At 46.6% G+C, this 25,762-nt stretch carries 22 protein-coding genes; 14 read left to right on the forward strand and 8 right to left on the reverse strand.

The window, feature by feature from the left end; all coding sequences use genetic code 11:
- Positions 1–8: 8 nt before the first annotated feature.
- The 4 genes from SD450_RS13695 to SD450_RS13710 all read left to right on the forward strand — a co-directional run bounded on the left by SD450_RS13695 (position 9) and on the right by SD450_RS13710 (position 6,591).
- Positions 9–695 (forward strand): LOG family protein, encoded by a 687-nt coding sequence (locus tag SD450_RS13695; RefSeq protein ID WP_318345019.1) that lies wholly within the window; start codon positions 9–11, stop codon positions 693–695.
- An 11-nt stretch (positions 696–706) separates the two neighbouring features.
- A complete protein-coding gene (locus SD450_RS13700; protein WP_318345020.1) occupies positions 707–3,544 on the forward strand; it encodes a gluzincin family metallopeptidase in 2,838 nt (945 codons plus the stop codon).
- A gap of 159 nt (positions 3,545–3,703) precedes the next feature.
- A complete protein-coding gene (locus tag SD450_RS13705; protein WP_318345021.1) occupies positions 3,704–6,115 on the forward strand; it encodes an alpha-ketoacid dehydrogenase subunit alpha/beta in 2,412 nt (803 codons plus the stop codon).
- A 98-nt stretch (positions 6,116–6,213) separates the two neighbouring features.
- On the forward strand, positions 6,214–6,591 hold the full coding sequence (locus tag SD450_RS13710) for a DoxX family protein (RefSeq protein ID WP_318345022.1): 378 nt from the start codon (positions 6,214–6,216) through the stop codon (positions 6,589–6,591).
- A 1-nt stretch (position 6,592) separates the two neighbouring features.
- Here the strand turns inward: SD450_RS13710 and holA are convergent, their stop codons facing one another.
- Positions 6,593–7,594: a DNA polymerase III subunit delta gene (gene holA, locus SD450_RS13715; protein WP_318345023.1), complete on the reverse strand. Its 1,002-nt coding sequence runs from the start codon at positions 7,592–7,594 to the stop codon at positions 6,593–6,595.
- Between the two features lie 26 nt (positions 7,595–7,620).
- Here holA and SD450_RS13720 point away from each other — a divergent pair, with 26 nt between their 5' ends.
- From SD450_RS13720 to SD450_RS13730, 3 genes are all read left to right on the forward strand, one after another.
- Positions 7,621–8,067: a type I restriction enzyme HsdR N-terminal domain-containing protein gene (locus SD450_RS13720; protein ID WP_318345024.1), complete on the forward strand. Its 447-nt coding sequence runs from the start codon at positions 7,621–7,623 to the stop codon at positions 8,065–8,067.
- Between the two features lie 12 nt (positions 8,068–8,079).
- Positions 8,080–9,081, forward strand: coding sequence for a glycosyltransferase family 2 protein (locus SD450_RS13725; RefSeq protein ID WP_318345025.1), 1,002 nt, complete (start codon positions 8,080–8,082; stop codon positions 9,079–9,081).
- A gap of 97 nt (positions 9,082–9,178) precedes the next feature.
- The gene (locus SD450_RS13730; protein WP_318345026.1) at positions 9,179–10,051 is read left to right on the forward strand and encodes an OmpA family protein; all 873 of its coding nucleotides are present in this window, start codon (positions 9,179–9,181) and stop codon (positions 10,049–10,051) included.
- 51 nt (positions 10,052–10,102) lie between these two features.
- Here the strand turns inward: SD450_RS13730 and SD450_RS13735 are convergent, their stop codons facing one another.
- Positions 10,103–10,723, reverse strand: a complete 621-nt coding sequence (locus SD450_RS13735) for an L-threonylcarbamoyladenylate synthase (RefSeq protein ID WP_318345027.1) — start codon at positions 10,721–10,723, stop codon at positions 10,103–10,105.
- A gap of 273 nt (positions 10,724–10,996) precedes the next feature.
- The gene (locus tag SD450_RS13740; RefSeq protein ID WP_318345028.1) at positions 10,997–13,327 is read right to left on the reverse strand and encodes an ATP-dependent helicase; all 2,331 of its coding nucleotides are present in this window, start codon (positions 13,325–13,327) and stop codon (positions 10,997–10,999) included.
- 139 nt (positions 13,328–13,466) lie between these two features.
- Here SD450_RS13740 and SD450_RS13745 point away from each other — a divergent pair, with 139 nt between their 5' ends.
- From SD450_RS13745 to SD450_RS13765, 5 genes are all read left to right on the forward strand, one after another.
- Positions 13,467–14,006, forward strand: a complete 540-nt coding sequence (locus SD450_RS13745) for a DsrE family protein (protein ID WP_318345029.1) — start codon at positions 13,467–13,469, stop codon at positions 14,004–14,006.
- Positions 14,007–14,017: 11 nt separating this feature from the next.
- Positions 14,018–15,304, forward strand: a complete 1,287-nt coding sequence (locus SD450_RS13750; RefSeq protein ID WP_318345030.1) for an amidohydrolase — start codon at positions 14,018–14,020, stop codon at positions 15,302–15,304.
- A 38-nt stretch (positions 15,305–15,342) separates the two neighbouring features.
- Entirely contained in the window at positions 15,343–15,558 is a 216-nt protein-coding gene (locus tag SD450_RS13755; RefSeq protein ID WP_318345031.1) for a hypothetical protein, read from the forward strand.
- 40 nt (positions 15,559–15,598) lie between these two features.
- Positions 15,599–16,372 carry a hypothetical protein gene (locus tag SD450_RS13760; protein WP_318345032.1) on the forward strand — a complete coding sequence of 258 codons (774 nt, stop codon included), beginning with the start codon at positions 15,599–15,601 and terminating at the stop codon, positions 16,370–16,372.
- A 73-nt stretch (positions 16,373–16,445) separates the two neighbouring features.
- A complete protein-coding gene (locus tag SD450_RS13765; protein ID WP_318345033.1) occupies positions 16,446–16,967 on the forward strand; it encodes a DUF7935 family protein in 522 nt (173 codons plus the stop codon).
- A gap of 93 nt (positions 16,968–17,060) precedes the next feature.
- On the opposite strand, the gene SD450_RS13770 is transcribed toward SD450_RS13765, so the two are convergent.
- Together SD450_RS13770 and SD450_RS13775 are read right to left on the reverse strand one after the other, a co-directional pair.
- Positions 17,061–17,975: a patatin-like phospholipase family protein gene (locus tag SD450_RS13770; RefSeq protein ID WP_318345034.1), complete on the reverse strand. Its 915-nt coding sequence runs from the start codon at positions 17,973–17,975 to the stop codon at positions 17,061–17,063.
- Positions 17,972–20,056, reverse strand: a complete 2,085-nt coding sequence (locus SD450_RS13775; protein WP_318345035.1) for a M1 family metallopeptidase — start codon at positions 20,054–20,056, stop codon at positions 17,972–17,974. Before SD450_RS13775 ends, SD450_RS13770 begins: the two co-directional genes overlap by 4 nt.
- Before the next feature lie 46 nt (positions 20,057–20,102).
- Here SD450_RS13775 and recG point away from each other — a divergent pair, with 46 nt between their 5' ends.
- The gene (gene recG / locus SD450_RS13780; RefSeq protein WP_318345036.1) at positions 20,103–22,208 is read left to right on the forward strand and encodes an ATP-dependent DNA helicase RecG; all 2,106 of its coding nucleotides are present in this window, start codon (positions 20,103–20,105) and stop codon (positions 22,206–22,208) included.
- Between the two features lie 30 nt (positions 22,209–22,238).
- Here the strand turns inward: recG and SD450_RS13785 are convergent, their stop codons facing one another.
- From SD450_RS13785 to SD450_RS13795, 3 genes are read right to left on the reverse strand one after another with little or no spacing between them, the layout of a single operon-like run.
- Positions 22,239–22,610 carry a nuclear transport factor 2 family protein gene (locus SD450_RS13785; protein ID WP_318345037.1) on the reverse strand — a complete coding sequence of 124 codons (372 nt, stop codon included), beginning with the start codon at positions 22,608–22,610 and terminating at the stop codon, positions 22,239–22,241.
- Positions 22,607–23,197 carry an FMN-dependent NADH-azoreductase gene (locus tag SD450_RS13790; RefSeq protein WP_318345038.1) on the reverse strand — a complete coding sequence of 197 codons (591 nt, stop codon included), beginning with the start codon at positions 23,195–23,197 and terminating at the stop codon, positions 22,607–22,609. The genes SD450_RS13785 and SD450_RS13790 overlap by 4 nt, the downstream gene beginning before the upstream one ends.
- Before the next feature lie 43 nt (positions 23,198–23,240).
- Entirely contained in the window at positions 23,241–24,065 is an 825-nt protein-coding gene (locus SD450_RS13795) for a sigma factor-like helix-turn-helix DNA-binding protein (RefSeq protein WP_318345039.1), read from the reverse strand.
- A gap of 261 nt (positions 24,066–24,326) precedes the next feature.
- Between SD450_RS13795 and leuC the strand changes: the two genes are divergently transcribed.
- On the forward strand, positions 24,327–25,736 hold the full coding sequence (leuC, locus tag SD450_RS13800) for a 3-isopropylmalate dehydratase large subunit (protein ID WP_318345040.1): 1,410 nt from the start codon (positions 24,327–24,329) through the stop codon (positions 25,734–25,736).
- Positions 25,737–25,762 lie beyond the last annotated feature (26 nt).

Raw genomic sequence — 25,762 nt, forward strand, 5'->3', positions numbered from 1 at the left:
TTGAGCGAATGAGAAAAGAACAGCACTCCAAGGGGTGGAATGAGATCAAGACGAACGATTCGTGGGCCATATTCAAGATCATGGGCGAGTTCGTCAACGGATTCGAGAAAATGAGTGTCATAGGTCCCTGTGTATCCATTTTTGGGTCCGCACGGGTACGGGAAGGCAACCACTATTATGATCTTGCGGTAAGGATTGCGCAAAGAATCGCCGAGGCAGGCTATGGGGTCATCACCGGGGGTGGACCCGGCATCATGGAGGCTGGCAACAAAGGGGCCAGTCTGGCCGGAGGGACATCTGTGGGGCTTAACATCGACCTGCCCTTCGAGCAGCACGACAACCCTTATATTGACGATGATAAAAGTCTGGATTTTGATTACTTTTTTGTCCGCAAGGTCATGTTTGTCAAATATTCTCAGGGTTTTGTGGTGATGCCCGGGGGCTTTGGTACTTTGGACGAGCTTTTTGAGGCCATCACCCTCATCCAGACGCATAAAATACATACCTTCCCCATCATTTTGGTGGGCACCGATTTTTGGAAGGGCCTCCTCGATTGGATCAAGAATACCATGCTGGAAGTTAAAAACATCAGTCCGCGGGATCTGGACCTGATCCAATTGGTGGACACCGAGGACGAGGTGGTGGAGATCATCGATGCCTTCTACAAAGGCCGAAACCTTAGTCCCAACTTTTAATCCCTACCCATTTGATAGTCAAACGGTTCCTTTTGCGGTTTCCATTGCTGTTGCTCATTCTGTGCGCCCCTGTTTGGGGACAGCACAAAAATGAGATTGTGGCCACCTTGGATGGCCGGTTGCAACAAATCAGGATACGCCAGCACTTCACTTATGTGAACCGTTCAGATAAAGGACTTACCACGCTTTATTTCAATGATTGGAACCACGCTTATTCCAACAAGAGTACGGCACTTGCCAAGCGTTTTGCGGAAGAGTTTAACCGAGGACTGCATTTGGCAAAGGACAGGGAAAGGGGGCATACCACCATCAAGACCCTAGTGGATGACAATTACGGTGGATTGGACTGGAACAGGGTGGAAAACAGGGACATTATTGCCATCAACCTGAATGAGATCCTACGGCCCGGAGAATCCATACAATTGTTCTTTACCTATACCATAAAACTTCCATCGGCCAAATTCACTGCCTACGGTTACACCGCGAATGGAGGGTACAACCTAAAGGATTGGTACCTCACCCCTGCCGTTTTTGACGGTGAGGACTGGAGATTGTACGACAACATGAACCTGGATGACCTCTACACAGATGTTGCCCAGACCCACATCAACCTGACCTATCCTGAAAAATTGTTCCTGGCCTCCAATTACAGGCAGTCCAATGTTTCCAGATTTCCTGGCGGACAGCATACACAACTCTTTGGCGACAACAGGAAAAGTTGCGAGATTATCCTTACCACGGAAGAGACCTTCACCAAGCATGTCACCGCTCCCCTAACTGTCATCACCGATATTGAATCCAACAAATACGATAAGATATCACAAGGGATTTCCATTGAAAGAATAGCCCGGTTCCTCCATGGGAACTTGGGGGAATATCCGCATGAAAACCTTTTGGTAAGCGATTTTGATTACAACAGGTCTCCGCTTTATGGCATCGGGCAGCTTCCTTCCTTCATTAGGCCTTACGAAGAGCAGTTCCAGTTTGAGATGAAATTCCTGAAAACGGCCATCCGCAATTACCTGGAAGAAACCCTCTTTCTCGACCACAGACAGGAACGGTGGGTCAATGACGCCATTGGGTACTACCTGATGATCAAATATGTGGAGGAACACTACCCCGACCAAAAACTGATCGGTAAACTTTCCCGAATTTGGGGCATCAAAAGTTTCCATTTGGCCAAAATGGATTTCAATGAGCAATATGCCCTCTTCAGCATGTTGTCCGCCCGAAAGAACATTGACCAGGCTTTGACCACACGCAACGATTCCCTCATCAAGTTCAACGAGAAAATAGCGAATGGCTATAAGGCCGGGCTCGGCATGTCCTATCTATCCGCTTATCTGGATGAGAAAAAGGTGGACAGCAGCATCATTGACTTCTATAAAAACCATAAGCTGAAACAGGACGTGACCGCCGACGATTTCCGAGAGACCTTGGAAAAATATGCGGATAAGGACATCGACTGGTTTTTTGACGAATACGTTTCCACGGACAAAAAGATTGACTTCAAGATCAAAAAGATCAAAAAATCGGAAGATTCCATCACCCTTACCATCAAGAACAAAAGGGGAACCGATGTCCCTATCTCCCTTTTTGGCCTTCAGAACGATACTGTGATCTCCCAATATTGGTTTTCTGGTATCGATACGACAAGGACCGTCACCATACCGCGAAACGGAGAGGACCGACTGGTGCTCAATTATGACCAAAAAATCCCTGAGTTCAACCAAAGGGACAATTGGAAGACCCTGAACGGCTTTTTCTCCAGCAACAAAAAATTGAAGTTCCAGTTTTTCAAGGATACCGAGGACCCTTATTACAATCAAATTTTCTACGTTCCCATTGCCAATTTCAACATCTATGATGGGGTGACCCCGGGAATGCGCCTTTACAACAAAACCTTTCTGGAGCGGCCGTTCCAGTACGACATTTCACCTACCTACTCCTTTTTGGAGCGCACCTTGGTGGGCAAGGCCAGCTTCAAGTACCGCAAGTACCACAAAAAGACCGGGCTATTCTATACCGATTATTCCATTTCGGGATCCACTTCCCATTTTCAACGGAACTCCCGTTTTTCAACGCTCACCCCGGCCATTGGTTTTGGTTGGCGGCCAAATGACCTGTTGTCCAATCGCAGACAGTATCTGACGTTCAGGTACAGAAACGTTTTCAGGAACATTGCCGACAATCTGGTGGGGGAAATCGATACCGATCCCGATTACAACGTAATGAACGTTCGGTTCGTGGACGTGGACAACAACATCCTCAATTACACGTCGTGGTTCGTGGATGCGCAGCATTCCAGCGATTTTACCAAACTGGCCTTTGAAATGGAATACAGAAAATTGTTCCACAGCAACCGACAATTGAACCTTAGGTTCTATGCCGGAAAGTTTTTGAGGAACAAGACCGAGTCCGACTTTTTCAGCTTCGCCCTAGATCGCCCAACTGATTACATGTATGATCTTTCCTATTTGGGCCGTTCGGAAAGTTCCGGGATCTACAGCCAACAGATCATCATTTCGGAAGGAGGTTTTAAGTCCAAATTGGAAAATCCCTTTGCCAACGATTGGATCGCCACCACAAACGCCAGCACCAATATCTGGAGATGGGTGGAAGCCTACGGTGACCTCGGGTTCATCAAAAGCAAGGGGGAAAACACCCGTTTTGTCTATGACGCTGGGGTGCGGTTGAACTTGGTCACCGACTATTTTGAACTCTACTTTCCCGTATATTCCAATTTAGGTTGGGAAATTGCACAGGACAATTACGGCCAACGGATACGGTTTGTGGTCACCATCAGCCCCAAAACACTTACTGGACTGTTTACCAGAAAATGGTTTTGATTTTATCAAATTCACAAAAACATAATATAAATACCACACTTATTTAACTATTATGTTTCAATGCAGTCTATTTTTTATCAAATTGTTAGTTTATTAACGCTCGTCGCTATTGCTGATTTGAATGTATTTTAGTATTTTCGCAAAAACCTGCAACGGCACATGAAACCCGATCCAAGTACAAGCAACGACATTTCTTTTGAAGATTTCAGATCGCAGATCCTCCAAGATTATGAGATTGCCGTGATGAGTAGGGAATGTAGTATTTTGGGCAGACGCGAAGTGCTATCGGGCAAGGCCAAATTCGGGATTTTTGGCGATGGCAAGGAACTGCCACAGCTCGCCATGGCCAAGGCCTTTCAGGATGGGGATTTCAGGAGCGGCTATTACCGGGACCAGACCTTTATGATGGCCCTTGGTTTCTTGACCCCGAAGGAATTTTTTCATGGGCTTTATGCCACGACGGATTTGAAAAAGGATCCTATGAGTGCCGGAAGGCAAATGGGCGGACATTTCATCACCCATAGCCTGAACGAGGACGGCACGTGGAAAAACCTTACCGAACAGAAGAACAGCAGTGCCGATATTTCCTGTACCGCAGGACAAATGCCCCGCTTGTTGGGATTGGCACAAGCCTCCAAAATATACAGGAACGTAGAAGGACTGGACCAGACCAACTTTTCCAACAACGGAAACGAAGTGGCCTGGGGCACCATTGGCAATGCCAGCACGAGCGAGGGACATTTCTTTGAGACCTTGAACGCTGCCGGGGTGATGCAAGTACCCATGGTGATCTGTATCTGGGACGATGATTATGGGATTTCGGTGCCTGCCGAGTTCCACACCACCAAAGGTGACATCTCCGAAGCACTGAGCGGACTGCAACGGGACGGGGAAAATGATGGATATGAGATCCTGAAGGTAAAGGGCTGGGACTACACCGCCCTTATCCATACCTTCGAAAATGCATCGGACATTGCCCGCGAAGGACATGTACCCGTACTGATCCATGTAACAGAGCTTACCCAACCACAAGGGCATTCCACTTCCGGATCCCATGAACGTTACAAATCTGCCGAGCGTTTGGATTGGGAACGTGAAAACGACTGCAATAAAAGGTTCAAGGAGTGGATCTTGGAAAACGGCATCAGCACCGAAGAAGAGCTGAAAAAGCTTGAAAGGGAAATAAAACACAAGGTCAGGGCCTCCAAAAAGGAAGCGTGGGCAGAGTTTCTCAAGCCCCATTTGGAAGCCAAGAAAGAACTCGTTCTATTGCTGGACAAGGCCGCGAACAGTAGCCCTAATCGAACCTTTATCCTAAAGGCCAAAAACGACCTCATTGCCATTGAAGAGCCTTTGAAAAAAGATCTCGCCGCCAAATCCCGCAAAGCACTCAGGTATCTGATCGGGGAAACGACCCCGGAGAAAAAAGAGCTGCAGGCATGGATCGATCGGTTTTTGGAGGAAAGCGAATACAAGTTCAGCTCCCATCTGTACAGTGAACTGGACAACAAGGCCACCAACGTAAAAGCAGTGCTCCCCTCCTATTCCAAAGATGCGGAGGATGTGGATGGCCGAATCATTCTGAGGGACAACTTTGACGTGCTCTTTGAAAAATATCCCGAAGCGCTCATCTTTGGTGAGGATACGGGAAATATTGGCGATGTGAACCAAGGACTGGAAGGTCTCCAGAAAAAATACGGTGAACTTCGGATTGCCGACACCGGAATCCGGGAAACCACCATCATAGGACAGGGTATTGGTATGGCCCTTCGGGGGCTGCGGCCCATCGCCGAGATCCAATACTTGGACTACATCCTGTATGCGCTCCAGACCTTGAGCGACGATCTGGCCACCTTGACCTACCGAACTGTAGGCAAGCAAAAGGCCCCTCTCATTGTCCGTACAAGGGGCCATCGATTGGAAGGCATCTGGCACTCCGGATCGCCCATGGGTGGACTCATCCATTTGTTGAGGGGAATGTACATCTTGACCCCTAGGAACATGACACAGGCTGCAGGGTTCTACAACACCTTGATGAAGAGTGATGAACCTGCTTTGGTCATCGAAAGCCTGAACGGGTATCGATTAAAGGAAAAAATTCCTTCCAATCTCGGGGAATTCTGTACTCCGATCGGAAAAGTGGAAACCCTCAAAGAAGGAACGGACATTACCTTGCTCTCTTACGGCTCTACCCTACGGATTGTGGAAAGGGTGGCCCAGGAACTTTTGGAAGTAGGTATCGATGCAGAGGTCATCGATGCGCAGTCCCTGCTGCCATTCGATTTGGAACACGATGTGGTCAAGAGCCTCCAAAAGACAAACAGATTGCTCATCATAGATGAGGATGTGCCAGGAGGGTGTTCCGCATATTTGCTACAGGAAATATTGGAAAAACAAGGCGGGTATCACTATTTGGACAGTGCCCCACAGACCTTGACAGCAAAGGCACACCGACCTGCCTATGCATCGGATGGGGACTATTTCTCCAAACCCAATGCGGAGGATATCTTCGAAAAAGTATATGACATCATGCACGAAGCGGACCCAGAATCCTACCCCCAATTAAGGTAGTTTTCCCTCATCCGTCAATTCAAAACCGCATTTCGTCAATTAATGTTGTGATATTCGGAACTTAATTTTTATTTTCACGGCAACTAAATCCCCCTTACATGAAAAACAATACGTTGGTACATTTGGGCTTGGCACTTTTAAGAATCGTTCCTTCTGCATTTATGCTGACACACGGTTATCCCAAACTCATGAATCTTATCAATGGCAACACTGAGTTTGCCGATCCCTTTGGGATTGGACAGGCTCCTACCCTATTTTTGGCCGTTATCGGTGAATTTATCTGCCCAGTTTTGATGATTATCGGTTTTAAGACAAGATGGGCGGCCATTCCTACTGCAATCACCATGTTTGTGGCTGCATTCATGGTACACGGTGCCGATCCTTTTGGAAGAAAGGAGATGGCCCTGCTCTATCTGACTGTTTTTGTGGTGGTCATGCTATTGGGACCTGGAAAATATAGTGTGGACAAAAGCTAGTTCAAACAATTTCCGCCAACAGTTCCTTCAACAGATCGGATTGGTCCATATTGTTGGCACCAACACCCTTTCCTTTTAGATCCAAGCGACGAAGGCTTGAAATAATGCCACTCACCCTTTTCATGGGATAATTTTTGGCCGCTACGGAAAACTCGTTCACAAAATAGGGGTTTATCCCCAGTACTTTGGCCACATTGCCCGGAGAATGGTCGTTGAGGCCATGATATTGCAATAGCTGGGTAAAGAAAGTGTTCAAGAGCGTGACCGTGACCGCGAATGGGTTGTCCTTCGGGTTCTGTGAAAAATAATCGATGATCCGGGAAGCCTTTTTCACATCTCTTTCCCCGATTGCTTTTTTCAACTCAAAATTATTGAAGTCCTTGCTGATTCCTATGTGCTTTTCGATCAAATCGGGCGTGATCTCCGTGGTAGGCGGCACCACCAGGGCCAATTTATCCAACTCATTGCTGATCTTGCTCAAATCAGTACCTAAGAACTCAACGAGCATTATGCAGGATTTGGGCGATATGTTGTAATTTTTCCCTGCAAGGGTCCTTCGCACCCAATCCGCCACTTGGTTCTCATACAATTTGTTGCTTTCAAAAAGCACCCCGTTTTTCTGGATGGCCTTATAGAGTTTTTTCCGCTTGTCCAGTTTCTTGTATTTGAAACAAATGACCAAAATGGTTGTGGGTTGCGGGTTCTCCGCGTAGGAAAGAAAATTCTCGATGGTTCGGGAGAGATGTTGGGCCTCCTTCACGATGACGACCTGGTGATTGGCCATCATGGGATACCTTTTGGCGTTCGAGACCACTTCTTCAACGCTGGTGTCCTTTCCATAGAGCACCATTTGGTTGAAGCCTTTTTCATCTTCCGTCAGCACATTTTCTGCAATGTATTGGGAAATCTTATCGATGTAATAGGGCTCTTCCCCCATCAAGAAGTAGATGGGCTTGGGCGCCCCTTTGTTTATTTCCGCTACAATCTCTTTTACCCTGTCCATTCAGAAAAAATCATCAATTTTGTGGAATGCAAGCATTGAATTTTCCCAACTATACCTTCCGAATCAAAAATAGCCAAAATAGACAGTACATCTTTGATGGCATCCGTAAAAAATTTGTGGTGCTGCAAGCTGAGGAGTGGGTAAGGCAACATGTGCTGCATTACTTGGTCGTCACGAAAAATTTTCCAAAAAGCTTCATCAACGTTGAGAAACAATTGATGGTGAACGGGTTGAAAAGGCGTTACGATGTGGTGGTCTTCAATCCCGATGGTACCATTTTTCTTTTGGTGGAATGCAAGGCCCCGGAAGTGAAGGTGGAACAGACCGTTTTTGACCAGATTGCCCGCTACAACTACCAATTGAAGTCAGCATACTTGATGGTAACCAACGGTTTGGAACACTATTGTTGCGAAATGGACCATGAGAATGAAAAATACAGGTTTTTAAAGGAAATTCCTGATTTTAGCCGTTAATTTGCCTCCGTTTTGAAAATCGCCGTAGTCATACTCAACTGGAACGGGGAAGCCTTGCTCAAAAGGTTTCTGCCCGCCGTCATGGAGCACTCCGAAGGTGCCGATATCTATGTGGTGGACAATGCCAGTACCGATGGGTCCGTTCCTTTCTTGGAAGCGAATTATCCCACTATCGGCATCGTGCGCAACACGTCCAACGGAGGGTTTGCCAAAGGCTACAACGACGGACTGAAACACATTGAGGCCGACATTTTTTGCCTCTTGAACTCCGACGTGGAGGTTACGCCGAACTGGTTGGGACCCATTAAAAAAGGTTTTGAAACCATACCCGGGGTTTCCATCATCCAGCCCAAAATCTTGGACCTGAAGCAAAGGGACCACTTTGAATATGCCGGTGCCGCGGGCGGGTTCTTGGATGCGCTGGGCTACCCTTTTTGCAGAGGAAGGATTTTCCAGTCCATCGAAAAGGACCAAGGCCAATACGATGATGTCAGGGAAATATTCTGGGCCACGGGCGCGTGTATGTTCATCAAAAGCGAAACTTATTGGGCACTGGGCGGTTTTGATGAGGACTATTTTGCCCATCAGGAGGAGATAGACCTTTGCTGGCGCGCCCAAAATACCGGACACAAAGTGTATTATGTGGGACAGAGCCACGTATTCCATTTGGGAGGGTCCACCCTATCCAACATGAACCCGAAAAAAACCTTTCTCAATTTTAGGAACTCCCTATACTCCATCACCAAAAATCTGCCGCGAAAAAAGGCCCTTCCGATTGTGCTCCTTAGGTTGATACTGGATGCCATCGCCGCCCTAAGATTTATTTTTCAGTTCAAATTCAACCATTGTGTAGCCATTCTGCATGCACATATCAGTTTTTATGGTAACTTTAGGAAGATGTACAAGAAGCGGGAAAAAGCTAATTTTATATTAAAGTACCATGTAGCGACATCCATAGTTTGGTCCTATTTCGTACATCAGATAGAGAATTTTAACATTTTAGTAAAAGATTAACGATGCCGAAATATGGAAACCTTGCTTTTTCTCTAATTTTGGCCCACATTGATTTACATTGATATATCTAACAATCCTTAAATTATAATTCAGAACTATGAAAAAAGCTTTTCTAGGAACATTGGCACTGGCAGTTCTATTGTCTTCATGTGTATCACAAAAAAAATATGCTGAACTGGAGGCCAAGCATAAAGAAACCCAAGACCTATTGAATTCAGCCACAGTCAAACTCAACGACTGTTTGGAAGAAAAAGCAACCGCAAGTTCAAGGTTGAAGACCCTTGAAGACCAAAACGCTTTCTTGAAAGCCAACAACCAAGAGCTCATCAACAACATGGGCAACTTGACGACCCTTACCACCAAAGGTGCTGAAAACCTTGAAAAATCTTTGGAAAGTCTAAAAGAAAAAGACCTTACCATCAGAAAATTGCAAGATGCCGTTACCCGTAGGGACTCTGTAAACCTTGCTTTGGTACAGAGCTTGAAAGGTGTACTTGGCAACTTGGATGATGAGGACATCGAAATCAGCGTGGAGAAAGGCGTTGTATTTGTTTCCATTTCCGACAAACTATTGTTCAGAAGCGGAAGCTACAACGTGACCAACGCTGCCAAAGAAGTATTGGGCAAAGTAGCCAAAGTGGTGAACAACAAGCCTGATTTTGAATTCATGGTAGAAGGACACACGGACAATGTGCCGATTAAAACTTCAGAACTTGCTGACAACTGGGACTTGAGTGTCAAGAGAGCGACTTCTGTGGTCAGGATTCTTCAAAATGATTTTGGTGTGGATCCTGCCAGGATGACCGCTGCCGGACGTAGCTACTACATCCCACTTGTGGACAATGACACCTCTGCCAACAGGGCCAAGAACAGAAGGACCCGTATCGTTGTGCTTCCAAAAATCGATCAGTTCTACAACATGATCGAGGAAGGAATGAAAGACCCATCCATCGGAGGTACTGGCAAATAATCCAGTAAAATATAGATAAGAAAAGCGGCCTTTTGGGCCGCTTTTTTGTTTCTAGAATATTTCCAAACTTCCCTTTCCTTCCCTGACGACCAAGGGTTCGCCTTCCGAAAGGTCTATCACCGTAGAGGCCACATTGCCGCCGTACCCACCATCAATGACAATATCCACCAAATTCTGCCATTTCTCATAAATGAGTTCGGGGTCGGTGGTGTATTCCAAAATATCGTCATCATCGCGAATGGAGGTGGAAACAATGGGATTGCCCAATCCGGTCACCAAAGCCTGTGCGATTGCATTGTCAGGAACCCGTATGCCGACGGTTTTCTTCTTTTTGAAATCTTTGGGGAGGTTGTTGTTGCCCGGAAGAATGAAAGTGTAGGGTCCGGGCAATGTCCTTTTTAAAATCTTGAAGGTAGAAGAATCTATCTGTCTGACAAAATCGGACAGGTTGCTCAAATCCGCACACACAAAGGACCAGTTGGCCTTTTCCAGCTTGATCCCTTTTATCCGGGCAATGCGCTGCAAGGCTTTGGAATTGGTAATATCGCATCCCAAACCATATACGGTATCAGTGGGATAGATAACAAGTCCGCCCCGTTTGAGCACCTCCACTATCTTTTCCACCTGCCGTGGGTTCGGGTTTTCTTCGTAAAGTCGTATAAGTTCTGCCATGTCGCATATGGAAGACCGTATGTCTCCCTCCCAACAAATTAATAAATATTATTGATTCTTCCTGCAAAAAGCCAGCTGTTAAGTTTCTTTATGGGTACCAAAACCCATGCATCTCCTCTCTTTTGTTCATCATTTCCTGCGAAATGCCCAACCCAATTGAATTTTCCGATTCTTAGGTAGTTTTAAGGATGGAATAAAGGTAAACTGCTCCAGAGGTTAGAAGTAATCCATCATACAGCGAAAGGAAAAATGCGCTCGCGAAGAGCATAGGGACTAACTATCCAACACTTCCAACTTGGCAAAGCGGAGCAATAGTTTCTTCACGCCACCTTGATCAAAGAGAATCTCGGCCTTTTTGTCGCTGCCCACCCCTTCGATATTGAGGATTTTGCCCCTTCCAAAACGGGTGTGGTTCACCAAGGTCCCTTCTACCAATCCTGGGTCAATGTCGGTACCGGTTTTGGTCGGTGCGGAAAGTTCAGGTTTTAATTTTCTGAGTTTTCGGAGTTGGTTCTCATTAGGTCTTTGGACCGAAGGCGGTGTACTGTTCTGAGGTTTCACTTGACGCAGTTTGCTCTTGTCCACATCTCCGAAAATATCAACATTGATCATGGACTTGTACCGATACCCATCATTGACCGGGGTGAGGTTTTCCACATATTTTTCATCGATTTCCTCCAAAAACCGACTTGGTTCGGCATCAATGAGCTTGCCCCATCGGTAACGGTTCTGGGTGTAGGTAAGATACGCCTGCTTTTCGGCACGGGTCAGGGCCACGTAGAACAATCTTCGCTCCTCCTCCAACTCGCTACGGGTGTTCATGCTCATGGCCGATGGAAAAAGGTCTTCTTCCATCCCCACCACATAGACATACGGAAACTCCAAACCCTTCGCCAAATGAATGGTCATCAGGGCCACACGGTCATCGTCACCCACTTCCTTGTCCATATCCGTAGCAAGGGCCACATCTTCCAAGAATTCGGTAAGGCTTCCCGTTGCATCTGCCAGTTCCTTTTGGCCTTCCACAAAATCCTTGATCCCGTTCAAGAGTTCTTCGATGTTTTCCATTTTGGCAATGCCCTCGGGCGTACCATCTTTTTTGAACTCCAGCAACAGCCCTGTTTTCTTGGCCACATGCTCCGAAAGCGTGAAGGCATCCACACCTTCGTTCATGATCTGGAAACTCTTTATCATGGTGACAAAGTCATCCAACTTGCGCTTGGTCCCTGCATTGATGTTCAGATTGAGCTTGTCCAAATGCTCCATCACCTCAAAGACAGAACGTCCGTATTGGTTGGCCGCCACAACAAGCCTGTCGATGGTGGTCTGTCCAATGCCCCGCGCAGGAAAGTTGATGACCCGTTTCAAAGCTTCCTCATCCTTTGGATTGATGACCAACCGCAGGTAAGCCAACACATCCTTGATCTCTTTACGCTGATAGAAAGAGAGTCCGCCATAGATCCGATAGGGAATGTCCCGCTTCCGCAGGGCATCTTCAATGGCCCTTGACTGTGAATTGGTGCGATAGAGTACGGCAAAATCCCCGTTTTGGAGCTGGTGCTGCATCTTGTTCTCAAAAATGGAACCCGCCACATACCTTCCCTCCTCTGCATCGGTCACACTTCGGTGTATAATGATCTGTCCCCCGTCGTCATTGGAGGTCCATACATTTTTCTCCAACTGGTTCTTGTTGTTGGCAATGATGGAGTTGGCTGCATTGACAATATTTTTGGTAGATCGATAGTTTTGCTCCAAACGATATACGGCCACATCGTCATAGTCCCGTTGAAAATTGAGGATATTGCTGATGTTGGCCCCACGGAACGAATAGATACTCTGCGCATCGTCCCCCACCACACAAATGTTCTGGTACCTATCGGACAGTGCCTTTACGATGAGGTATTGCGAATGGTTGGTATCCTGGTACTCATCCACCAAAATATATCGGAACCTGTCCTGATACTTCATCAAAACATCCGGAAATCGGGTCAGCAGTTCGTTGGTACGCAGCAGCAGGTCGTCAAAATCCATCGCACCGGCCTTGAAGCATCGGTCCACGTAGTTTTGGTAAATCTCCCCCATACGTGGTCGTTTGGCCATGGCATCCGCTTCCACCAGTTCGGGGTTTTGGAAATAGGCCTTTACGGTGATCAAACTGTTCTTGTAGGAAGATATCCGGTTCTGGACCTGCTTGTATTTGTAAATATCCTTGTCCAGCCCCATTTCCTTGATGATGGAAGCGATCAAGCGCTGGGAATCCTGGGTATCGTAAATCGTAAAGTTGCTGGGGAAGCCCAGTTTGTCCCCATCAAAACGTAGCAATTTGGCAAAAACGGAGTGGAACGTACCCATCCAAAGGTTTTTGGCCTCAGAATTGCCCACAATGGTGGCAATCCGTTTTTTCATTTCACGCGCAGCCTTGTTGGTAAAGGTCAGGGCCAGAATATTGAAGGAATCCACCCCTTGTTCCATCAAATGGGCAATCCGATAGGTCAATACACGTGTCTTTCCAGAGCCGGCCCCCGCAATCACCATCAACGGACCGTCCTTGTGAAGGACAGGGGCACGCTGCGCATCATTCAATTCATCCAAAAAAGTACTCAATTGCCAGGGTCTTTAAAAAGTAGGCGTGAAATTAACCAATAATGCCCTTTTGCTAAAATCATCCTTTCAATATTTATAAACACTACCATGATTATCGGATGAATTTTAAATATATTTAAGCACTCAACCATTTTTGCTGATGAATCATCATTACTTTTCGCTCTTTCTTCTGATTCTTTTTTCCCTTCCCTGTATTTCCCAAGAAAAAAAGGCCGGGCCCATCATAGAAAAATACGGAGAGGTCTGGACGATAGAAAACCCTGACTTTGCAACCGATACTTCGCAAGAGTTCAAAGTGGTCTTCGATGTCATGGACAGTCCAAGTTCACATGACGAGATCAACAAGAAATTGGAAACAGCCGCCCGCTTCCTGAACATGCACGCCCAAAGCGGAGTTCCCAAATCGCAGCTCAAGGTGTCCCTTATTGTCCATAATCAGGCCTCAAAAGATATCACCCATGACGAAGCCTACCGCAAAAGATTTGGCGTGTCCAATCCCAATTTGGGACTCATCAAGGCCTTGCTGGATGCTGATGTAGAGATCATCTATTGCGGACAATCCTCATTGACAAGGGATTTTCCCAAGCAGGACTTGGTGCCCGGAGTAAAAATTGCACTGTCGGCCATGACGGCAAGCATTCAACTACAAAATGAAGGATATCGACTTATAAAACTATAAACCAACTCATTATGAAAAATTATATCTCTTGCGCCGTTTTTTTGGCCTGTATGGCCACCCAAGCACAAGACCACGGTCTGGGAAAAGACATTGCCGCAGTGGAATCCAAAGTGATCGAGTGGCGGCGGGACATCCACCAACACCCAGAACTGAGCAATAGGGAGTTCAAAACCGCAGAAAAAATAGCCGACCACCTCAAATCTTTGGGCATTGAGGTACAGACCGGAGTGGCCCATACAGGCGTTGTTGGTCTTCTCAAAGGCAAACGCCCTGGAAAGGTGGTGGCACTACGAGCGGATATCGATGCATTGCCCGTTACCGAAAGAAATGATCTTCCGTTTAAATCCACTGTGAAATCTGAATATTTGGGTGAGGAAGTTGGGGTCATGCATGCCTGCGGACACGATACTCACATTGCCATTTTGATGGGCGTTGCCGAGGTGCTCTCCAAGAATACGGACAAGATCCATGGCACGGTGAAATTCATTTTCCAGCCTGCGGAGGAAGGAGCGCCTCCGGGTGAGGAAGGCGGTGCCGAACTCATGGTAAAGGAGGGCGTTTTGGAAAACCCCAAAGTGGACGCCATTTACGGTCTTCACATCGGTTCCTACCTTCCCGTGGGACAGATTGCCTACAAACCGGGAGGTGCCTTGGCTGCGGCACAACGCTTTGTGGTGGACATCAAAGGAAAACAGACTCACGGTTCCGCTCCTTGGGGCGGGGTTGACCCCATTTTGGTGGCCGCTAAAATCGTGGACGGTTTTCAATCCATCATAAGCCGTGAACTGGAACTCACCAAAGAGGCCGCTGTGATCACCGTTGGAAAAATAAGTGGTGGCGTTCGGAACAATATCATTCCTGAAAGTGCGGAACTCATTGGTACCATCCGTACCTTGGATTACGATATGCAAAAACAGGTGAACGAACGGATGAAGGAAATGGCCTCCACCATTGCCAAGGCCTATCGTGCCGAAGCCACCGTGGAGATTGCCAAAGGGGTGCCGATCACCTACAACGACCCTTCCCTGACCGAAGCGTCCCTGCCCAGCCTGAAAGAAGTGGCGGGAGAAGGAAATGTGCACCTCATCAAGGCTATTACAGGTGCAGAGGATTTTTCGTTCTATCAGGAAAAAATACCTGGCTTTTTCTTCATTTTGGGAGGAAAGGACCCCAATGCCGGACCGGATGACCACTTTCCCCACCACACCCCGGATTTCAAGATCGATGACAGTGGGTTGTTGCTTGGGGTGAAGGCCATGACGGAAATCGCCTTGGATTATCTGGACAGATCCAAATAGGCTAAAAAGGAATCGATATCCTTTTAAAATCGGACCGGTTGGCCCAGTATTTCAAAACCTTCAGAAAGGAACTGAAGGAAATCACATATGTGGAAGGCTATGAACATTCCTGTCAATTGCATATGGAAGATATCCAGGCACATGTGGACGATGACTATCTGAGTAGCAGCCTACGGAAGCAAAAAGAGCCTGTACCATTCGTCTCCATGCCATCATTATTTGATCGTGAACAGCTAGGAGGCCAACCTTCTTAAAAAAAAACATCATAACTTAGCCTCAAATATTTTATCTTATATGAAAACAAGATTATCCATCATACTATTGCTTGTTCTTTCCACAGGAGTGTTCGCACAGAAAAAAAGTGAACTCATTGCAGAGATCGATAACCTGAAATCCAAAATATCCGAGGTGGAACAAGAACTGGCCAAGGCCAAACGTGAAATTTCATCGAGCAATGCCAAGGCAGAGACCCTTGAAACGGAAAACATTGGGCTACGCGATGCGAATGCCACTCTTTTGGGCAATCTGAGCAATTTCTCCGAGCTCTCCAAACAGAACTCCGAAAACGTGAACAGGGCCATGGCTGCATTGGCCAGAAAGGAAAAACAGCTCAGTGGCATCAACGATATGATATCAGCCAACGATTCCACCGCCATTGTTTCGCTCACCAGGATCAAACAGACCTTGGGCGAGAATGCCAATGTCAATGTGGCCGAAGGGGGCATCGTTATTTCCAACAAACTGGACGATCTTTTTGGCTCGGACACTTCCACTAAACTTACGGAAGCAGGAAAGGCCTGGCTAGTGAATGTTTCCAAGGTCATCAAATCCAATCCATCCTTCAGGACCCAGGTGGAAGGACTCAACATCACAGGGGAGTTCGGCATCACTTTTGACCAAGCTACGGCGGTGGCCAAAGAGTTGGTCGGAGTTTTGCAGATCCCTTCGGACCAAGTGGGTATCTCCGTCAAGGATGGCAACTTCAAGGAAGGGATCAACATACGGCTGCAGCCCGACTACAAAGGTTTTTATGCCAAGGCCAAGGAAAGTGCCAAAGCGGCACAATAAGCCCCTCCGAAATACTTTTTGGGATTTTGATGCGTTCATGGTAGTGTAAAATCAATAAAAACCAAACTATCCTATGAGTGGAGATGAAATCCTTCAGCTTTTTGCCTATTTATTGCCTGCCGTGGTAACCGGCGTGGTCACCTTCTATTTTTTCAGGCTGCATACCCGAAACGAGGAAGGTAGAAGACGCTTTCTGTTGCACAAGGACTCCCAAAAGGACACCCTTCCGGTTCGACTTCAGGCCTATGAACGTATGACCCTTTTTCTGGAACGGATTGCCCTGAACAGTCTAGTGGTAAGGGTCGCGCCAAAAAGCAAGAGCAAGAGTGAGTACGAGAATTTGTTGATCAACCAGATCGAGACCGAATTCGAGCACAATCTTTCACAACAGATCTATATGTCCGACGAATGTTGGAACATCATCAAAACAGCAAAAAACGCGACCATCCAGATCATCCGCTCCGCTGGGATGAGCGAGACCGACTCTCCGGATAAGCTTCGGGAAGACATCCTTAACCAGACCATGGAGAAGCAATCACCCTCCAATACCGCTTTGGCCTATGTGAAAAAAGAGGTCGGCGATCTTTGGAACTGATCGGGCGTGCTAGATTCAAGTACCAAACTCAAAGCACCAAATTCCAATGGTTCAATATGCAGTTTGCACTAACATAATAACTCAACAAATATCCTATTCCTGCCTATCCGGGTCGATGGGATTTACTTCTTCATTCTTGTTCTTGGCATAGAGATAACCGCGCTTCCACCACAGAGTCATTCGTTCCTTGTTGAATATCAATGAGTTGGTGGTAAGAACGGTTGGCGTGTAATAAAAATTGATGATGGCATTCTTTTGATTGGCCACCAGCTTGCCAATACGGATGTTCTGGTTCTCGATCCTGTCCAGCATAAAACCAAAAATGGTCGTGATCAGATCGAACGGGTTTTTGGATGACATCCGGTTGAGATAGTTCACTTCCGTGTGCAGCACCACCACATCCACTTCGGTGGCCCCGCGATTGAGCGCTTCCTCGATAGGCACCAGACTCCCCAGACCCCCATCCGCATATTCGCAGCCATCTTTCTTGGCCAAACTCATAAAAGGGGTATAATTGGAGGAAATCCAGATCCAATCACAAAATTCATCATAGGTGCACTCGTTCACGGACTTGTATTCCACTTGGTTGAGGGAAAGATTGGATACCGTAACCACTACATCCGCATGGCTTTCTTTGAGTTCGATGAACTCTTCCACGGTAATGGACTGCCGAATGAGTTTTCGCAGGTTCTCACTTTCCCCAAAAGTTTTTTTCCCCCTGATGAAATTTTTCACCACATTCCAGTGATTGATGGCGATAATCTCCACCCCGTGCTTCTTTTTGATGACAAACGGACAGTTGTTGAAAATACTGTCCTGATTGACCGAGGAATAGATCTCCTTGATCTTGTCCAACTTGTTCAGCGCCAAATGTGAAATCAGAAGGCTGCCCGTGGAAGTCCCCACAAACAGATCATATTTGTGCTGGGCCTCCTGGATCAGGAATTGGGCCACACCCCCTGCAAAAGCACCTTTGCTACCCCCGCCAGAAATGACCAATGCCCTCATTCTCCCAATGTTTTGTCCAAATATTGCTTTTCTTGTTGATTTAGCAAAGGATATATTGCCTTTACCCTCGCCAAACCGTCTTCGTTCTTTAAAAATTCCTTCAAAATGTCCCTAGCTGATTTTTTAAAATGCCACACATGGTGTCCACAGGCCTCCACCAAATTTTTCAAGGTCTCATCGTTGTACCCTCCAATGCTGCTCAAATACTGGAACACCAACAACCGTGTTTCAAAATGATGTTCAGGCCCCGAATATCCGTTCAATTCCTCAAAATAGGAAGGTTTCATTCCGGTATTGTATCCTGGCGTCACCAACGCCAAGGTCAACCATAGCACCCGAAGGTTCTTGTTGGGAAACCCCTCCAATTCTTCTGTCTCATCAAGATACTTTTCCCTGTTGTCCGGAAAATCTCCCCACAGCTTGTACAATGCACTTTCAATCGTGGTATAGCTCTGGTCCAGGAGAAGACTTTCTGTTTCTTGCTGTAGTTCTGCTGGTATTTTTGCCATGGAAAGAATAACGGCCTGTCTCACTTTGATGTCGCCCGTCTGGAGAATGGTCGATAGGAACTGGGGCGAAAAATGGCTCCCATATTCCAAGACCAAGTGTTGTTTCAGTTGGCTGGACTCCAAGGAGCCCCAGATATCCTTCAAATGATTTTCTGCAGTTTCAGCTTGTTCGCCTATTTTTTCCTTCAATTCAAAAAACTGCTTGATGGATTTATTTTTTTGGACCAAAAATGATTGGGCTTCGGCATATCGGAAATTGGGGTCTTCCAGCCACTCCCGTTCAAAATCGGAAAGGTCCATGCCTGAAACCTTTTCCATTTCCTGCATAAAATCGGGGATGGTCACATTTTGATAGGCGTATTTTTGAAGATAGTTGCGGATTCCCTGCTTGAAGTTAGAGTCCCCTACCCTTGCATGGAGCATCATCAAGGCCCAGGCCCCTTTTTCATAAAACGTGAGGCTGCCTGCACCTGGATTTCTTAATGCCTCTCCCTGATCGTCCTCGGAAAAACTTTTCAATGCTTCGGCCGTGCCCAGCAAATGCCAATAGAAATGGTCTTCCCCAAATAGATCCTTTTCGGCCAGATAGGCATAATACGTAGCAAACCCCTCGTGCAGCCAATGGTGCTCGCTACTGGTTTCGGTAACAAGATCACCAAACCATTGATGGGCCAGTTCATGCGCATTGACGTTCACGTAGTTTTTGTCCACAAAGGCCGTGGAATCGATGACATATTGGTTGGAAAAAATGGTGCAGGTGGTGTTTTCCATACCCGCATACAAAAAGTCATGAACGGGTACTTGTTTGTAGTTCTGCCAGGGGTAGGCTACGCCGATTTCCTTCTCCAAAAAATCAAAAATATGTTGGGTATGGCGGTAGGTCGGCTCTACTTTTAAACTGTCCTGGGGTTCATAATACAGTTCAATGGGAACTCCGGATGAAGATTGGAGCTCTTTTTTATCGAAATCCCCAATGACGAATCCCAGCAAATAGCTGCTCATGGGTTTTTTCATGTCGAATCGCAAAAGAAGCTTATCCTTCAACTGTTTGTTACTTTTGAGTTTTCCATTGGTCACCACAGTGTAATGTTGAGCGGTCAAAATTGAAACGTCAAACTCTACCTTTTCAATCATATCATCAAAACTGGGCAACCAGTGACTGGTATATTTTCCTTGCCCCTGGGTCCAAATTTGATTGTTGCCGGGAATATCATCATCCCAACCCAAAAAATATACTGTCTGTTTTGGATAGGCAACATATTGCAACTTCAAACTATGGGAGTCTCCTCTTCTAAATTGATTGGAAATGACAAGCTTTTTTGTTGTGTTTTTGTATTTCAGTGTGCTTCCATCAAGAAGCACGGCGGTAAAATCCATGTCGTGGGCATCCAAAAAGATGGAATCCACATCCTTGAGTACATTGAATTCATAGGTGACGTCCCCAACTACCTTCTTTTCCGAAGGAAAAAGTTCGACCACAACTCCCCCTCGGATAAAATCCACTTTATCCTGAACTTGGGCGCTCAGCAATTGCACAAATAGGAAAAAAATAAGAGTCGGGCTCAGCTTCATGCCATCATCGTATCAAAAGTCCTTCCAAATTACATATTTTAGTTCGATGAATCCCAATTTTCTACAAACTCCCATAGCCTATCTCAAAGGTGTCGGTCCCAACAGGGCCGATGTTTTAAAGGCCGAACTGGGCATTGAGACCTATCGGGACCTGCTCCATCTTTTTCCCAACCGCTACTTGGACCGCACCAGTTATTACAAGATCAACCAATTGCAACCCAGTGGTGCCGATGTGCAGGTGGTCGGGAAGATCATCCACCTGAAAATGGTGGAACAAAAGCGCGGCAAACGGCTAGTGGCCACCTTTGTGGACGAAACTGGGCAAATGGAACTCGTTTGGTTTCGCGGCCATAAATGGATCAAGGAAAGTCTGAAAATCAACGAACCCTACGTGGTGTTCGGTCGGGTTTCGCAATACGGCAGCACGTTTTCCATACCGCACCCGGAAATGGAACTGTTGCACAAACACCAGCAAGGGTTGAAAATTGCCATGCAGCCCATCTACCCATCCACCGAAAAGTTGAGCACTTCGGGCATTACCAACAGGGTGGTTTCCAAAATGGTACAGCAACTTTTGCTGGAGTCCAAGGGCTATTTTCCCGAATCATTGTCCAAAGACATACTGGAAGAGCTTCGGCTGATCCCGAAAGCGGAGGCATTGTTCAACATCCATTTTCCCAAAAACCAAGAGCTTTTGGCGCGCGCGCAGTTCCGATTGAAGTTTGAAGAACTGTTTTTTGTGCAGATGCAATTGATTTCCAAAAAAATGCTCCGCAAACAAAAGATCAAGGGACTGCCTTTTGAAAATGTGGGTGAACATTTCACTACTTTTTTTGAAAAACACCTTCCCTTTGAACTCACAGAAGCCCAAAAACGGGTCATCAAGGAAATCCGTAACGACATGGGCAGCAATGCACAAATGAACCGCTTGCTGCAGGGCGATGTGGGGTCCGGGAAGACCATCGTGGCCCTGATGTGCATGCTATTGGCCATCGATAATGGATTCCAAGCCTGTTTGATGGCCCCCACGGAAATTTTGGCCACCCAGCATTACAACGGACTCAAGGAACTTTTGGTGAACATGGACATCAAGATTGCCCTGTTGACGGGTTCCACTAAAAAATCCGAACGTACCCTTTTGCACAATCAATTGGAAAACGGGAACCTGAACATTTTGGTGGGCACCCATGCCGTTTTGGAGGATAAGGTCCAGTTCCACAATCTAGGACTGGCCATTGTGGACGAGCAACACCGCTTCGGGGTGGCCCAACGGTCCAAATTGTGGCATAAAAACGATATCCCTCCACATGTGTTGGTGATGACGGCAACCCCTATTCCCCGAACCTTGGCCATGAGCTTGTATGGGGATTTGGATGTTTCGGTCATAGATGAGCTACCACCGGGCCGAAAACCTGTCACTACCGTACATCGATTTGACAACAATCGCCTAAAAGTGTTTGGCTTCCTCAAAGAGGAAATCAAAAAAGGGAGACAGGTGTATATCGTATATCCGCTGATCCAAGAATCGGAAGCGATGGATTACAAGGACTTGATGGATGGCTACGAAAGCATTGCCAGGGATTTTCCGCAACCGGAATATCAGATTTCCATTGTGCACGGACAAATGAAACCTGCGGACAAGGACTATGAAATGGAGCGCTTCGTAAAGGGTGAGACCCAGATCATGGTGGCCACTACGGTCATAGAGGTCGGGGTGAACGTGCCCAATGCCTCCGTGATGATCATTGAAAGTGCAGAACGCTTTGGGCTATCCCAACTACACCAGCTACGGGGGCGTGTGGGCCGTGGAGCAGAGCAAAGTTTCTGCATTTTGATGACGGGCCACAAACTGTCCGAAGACGCCAAAACCCGATTGCAGACCATGACCAGCACCAACGATGGCTTCGAAATTGCAGAAGTGGACCTCAAACTCCGGGGTCCCGGTGATTTGATGGGCACCCAGCAGAGTGGTTTGCTCACCCTGAAGATTGCCGATATCGTCAAGGACAACCAAATTTTACAGACCGCTCGGTATCATGCCCTGCAATTGCTGAAAAACGATCCCAAACTGGAAAAAGAGGAGAATGCACCCGTGCTCCGGGCCTTTACCCGAATGATGGCACAAAAGACGATTTGGAACTATATCAGTTGAGCAAACCGAGTGCATCCCCCAAACAGGATCTTATCCTTTCCCAACAATTTTTGGAAAGTTGTTCAATATCTGCCAATCCGAGCTTTCCCTGACGACCACGATCACAGAATTGAACAACAGCGCCTCACTTTCCAAAGTAACGTTCACCACAGCTAAATGGCTTCCGTATTCTTCAATGGAATGTACCTTAATCGTTCGGGGTACTCCCCCAAACGTTTTTTCCCCTACCAATCGTTTATATTCTTCCTTGGAGAACTGGTATAGGCCCGGCTTATCGAAAAAACCATCTTGCACATTTCGATAATCTTTGTGCAACACCCGATCCAGTAGTTGGATATCGTTTGTGTCCCCTGCCCCGATAAAATCTTTTACGGCCTGTTCTATTTGAATGATCTGATTCATATCATTTGTTTTACTTGATTTATATAATGTATTTCTTGGTCCAAAATGAAATCCGCCGATGCGGTTCCACTTATGGATACCATTTTAACGTCTTCAATCCCGACAAAGCCCAATAGTTGCTGTAGGTATTGTTCAAAAGGTTCGGACATTTCCGGATAGGTCTTTTTTCCTCCCATCGAGGTGATCAGGTAGGCCTTTTTGTTTTTCAACAGACCCTCATAGCCTTGGTCACCGTGATATCGAAACGTTTGATTTACCCTGATGATATGGTCAAAATAGGATTTCAATGTGGAAGGAATCCCAAAATTGTACATCGGACAGGTAAGCAGCAACACATCACTTTCCCTTATCTCTTCACAGAGCATGTCCGAAGTCTCCAGCAATCCATCATCTTCGGTGCCGGCAAAAAAGGCCTGTGTGACTTCTTGGGTCAAATGGGGTATCCGTTCCTTGTTGAGATCCCTGTAATTGATTTTAGAACCAGGGTTCCTTTCTTTCCACATTTGAAGAAAAATGTCCCCATACTTGCGGCTAAACGATCCTTCTTCCCGTAGGCTACTGTCAATTCTTAATAAAGTTTGCATCATGTTTTTTTATTGAAGACAATCCCAATGAAAAAAACGTGACAGCTTACCGGACTTTTAGCAATTTTAATTTTTGGGGATCTACAATGGAGTACAAGCTGGCAATGCGATGACCTTCGCAAACCAAGATCTGGCAATTATAGACCTTCTCATTTTCATGGAAGACGACCGCTGGTTGATGATTGATTTCGGCGATAAAGTATTTTTTGTCCTGCAAGAACAGTCCATACACATTTTGGAGCAGCTTTGCCGTACTGTTTGCCCCGACCAGGCTTCCTGTAATGACCTTGACAGTGCTGCCTCCGTCGGCCATGAGTTCGATATCCTCTACCAACAATGATTCAAGTTTGTCCAGATCTGCATTCGCAATGGCATTTATGTAGGCATTCAGCACTTCTGGCTCCGTTCGCTTTTCAATATAGCTGGTCTTCTTCAGTGATTTCTTTGCCCGAAGGAACAGTTGCCTTGAATGATCGGTCTGGATATCCAATACATCCGCAATCTCTTTGTGCTTATAGGCAAAACCCTCTTTCAAGATGAACACGGCACGTTCCATTGCGTTCAGTTTCTCCATCAGCACCAAAAGGGAATACGAAGCTGTCTGCTCTTTTATGATATGGCTATCGGCCTGGTTCAGGTCTACAGGATCGGGGAGCCATTCGCCATATTTGGACTTGTAGGATTTTCGTTTTTTCAAGTTTATGGCATGGTTCACCACCGATTTGATCAGATAGTTCCGTTCATCCTCAATATGTGATCTATCGGCTCCTATATATTTTTCAATAACATCCTGAACCACATCCTTGGCATCTTCCATGGAGCCTGAAATATTATAGGCATAGGTTGTCAGGATTCTATGAATGTTTTCCATTGGGGTTTTATATAGGAAAACAAGATAGCAGTATAAAACGTGACAACATAATCGTTTTTTTTCAGGAAAAGGGCCGATTTATATAAAAAAATGGAAGGTCAATTCTTCAGTTGTGATAATTTGCATCTGGACCGAGGCATTTGTTAACATTCCGAAAATTTCATTGAAACAACCGTTGGACATCGTAATTTTAAGGGGCTTTAAAAAATAGATTTGCATTCATATCTTAACTTTGAAAGCTTACAAAATTTGATTGATACAATGAGCAAGACACTATTTGACAAAGTGTGGGACTCCCATGTGGTAAAACATATTGAAAATGGCCCGGATGTGCTGTTCATCGACAGGCATTTGGTGCACGAGGTCACCAGTCCCGTGGCTTTTCTAGGATTGAAGAACAGGGGCATCAAGGTGCTGTATCCCGAGCGGACCTTCGCGACCGCCGATCACAACACCCCTACCCGGAACCAACATTTGCCCGTGCAAGATCCATTGTCGGCCAACCAATTAAAGGCTTTGGAGGAAAATGCCGCAGCGCACAACATCCCTTATTGGGGTCTTGGGCATGAGAAAAATGGTATTGTCCATGTCATTGGTCCAGAAAATGGAATCACGGCTCCCGGCGCGACCATCGTGTGCGGGGACTCACATACTTCAACACACGGCGCTTTTGGTGCCATCGCCTTCGGAATTGGGACCAGCGAGGTGGAAATGGTGCTCTCCACGCAGTGCATCATGCAGCCAAAGCCCAAGAAAATGCGCATCAACATCAACGGGAGCCTGAGCAAGGCCGTAACACCCAAAGATGTTGCGTTGTTCATCATCTCCAAACTGACCACTTCCGGTGCCACCGGTTATTTTGTGGAATATGCAGGAGATGTGTTCAAGAACATGTCCATGGAAGGCCGTATGACCGTTTGTAACCTGAGTATCGAGATGGGTGCCCGCGGCGGTATGATCGCTCCCGATGAGAAGACCTTCGAATACATCAAAGGACGTGAGTACACGCCTAAAGGAGCTGATTGGGACAACGCCATGGCATACTGGAAAACCCTGTATTCCGACAGCGATGCCGTTTTTGACAAGGAACTTACTTTTGAGGCTTCCGAAATAGAACCCATGATTACCTATGGCACCAACCCTGGAATGGGAATGGGCATCAAAAATGATATTCCATTGGCCGAGGCCGTGGAAGGCGGTGTGGCCACCTACAAAAAATCATTGGAGTATATGGCGTTCCACGAAGGCGATGCCATGATCGGCAAACCCATCGACTTTGTGTTCCTGGGAAGCTGCACCAATGGCAGAATCGAGGATTTCAGGGCATTTGCTTCCATCATCAAGGGAAGAAAGAAAGCGGAGAATGTGACCGCTTGGCTGGTACCCGGTTCGCACAGGGTGGAAGAAGCCATCAAGGAAGAGGGCATCTTGGACATACTTCACGAAGCTGGATTTGAACTTCGGGAACCCGGTTGTTCCGCTTGTTTGGCCATGAACGATGATAAAATTCCCGCAGGAAAATATGCAGTGAGCACTTCCAACCGAAACTTTGAAGGAAGACAAGGTCCAGGCGCCAGAACCCTATTGGCAAGTCCATTGGTGGCTGCTGCGGCGGCCGTGACCGGAAAGGTGACCGACCCAAGGGAACTCATGGAAGAAGCTTACGCATAAAAATTTACAATGAACAATGACCAGTG

It is taken from the genome of Flagellimonas baculiformis (genome assembly GCF_033441575.1).
Classification (GTDB): Bacteria; Bacteroidota; Bacteroidia; order Flavobacteriales; family Flavobacteriaceae; genus Flagellimonas; species Flagellimonas baculiformis.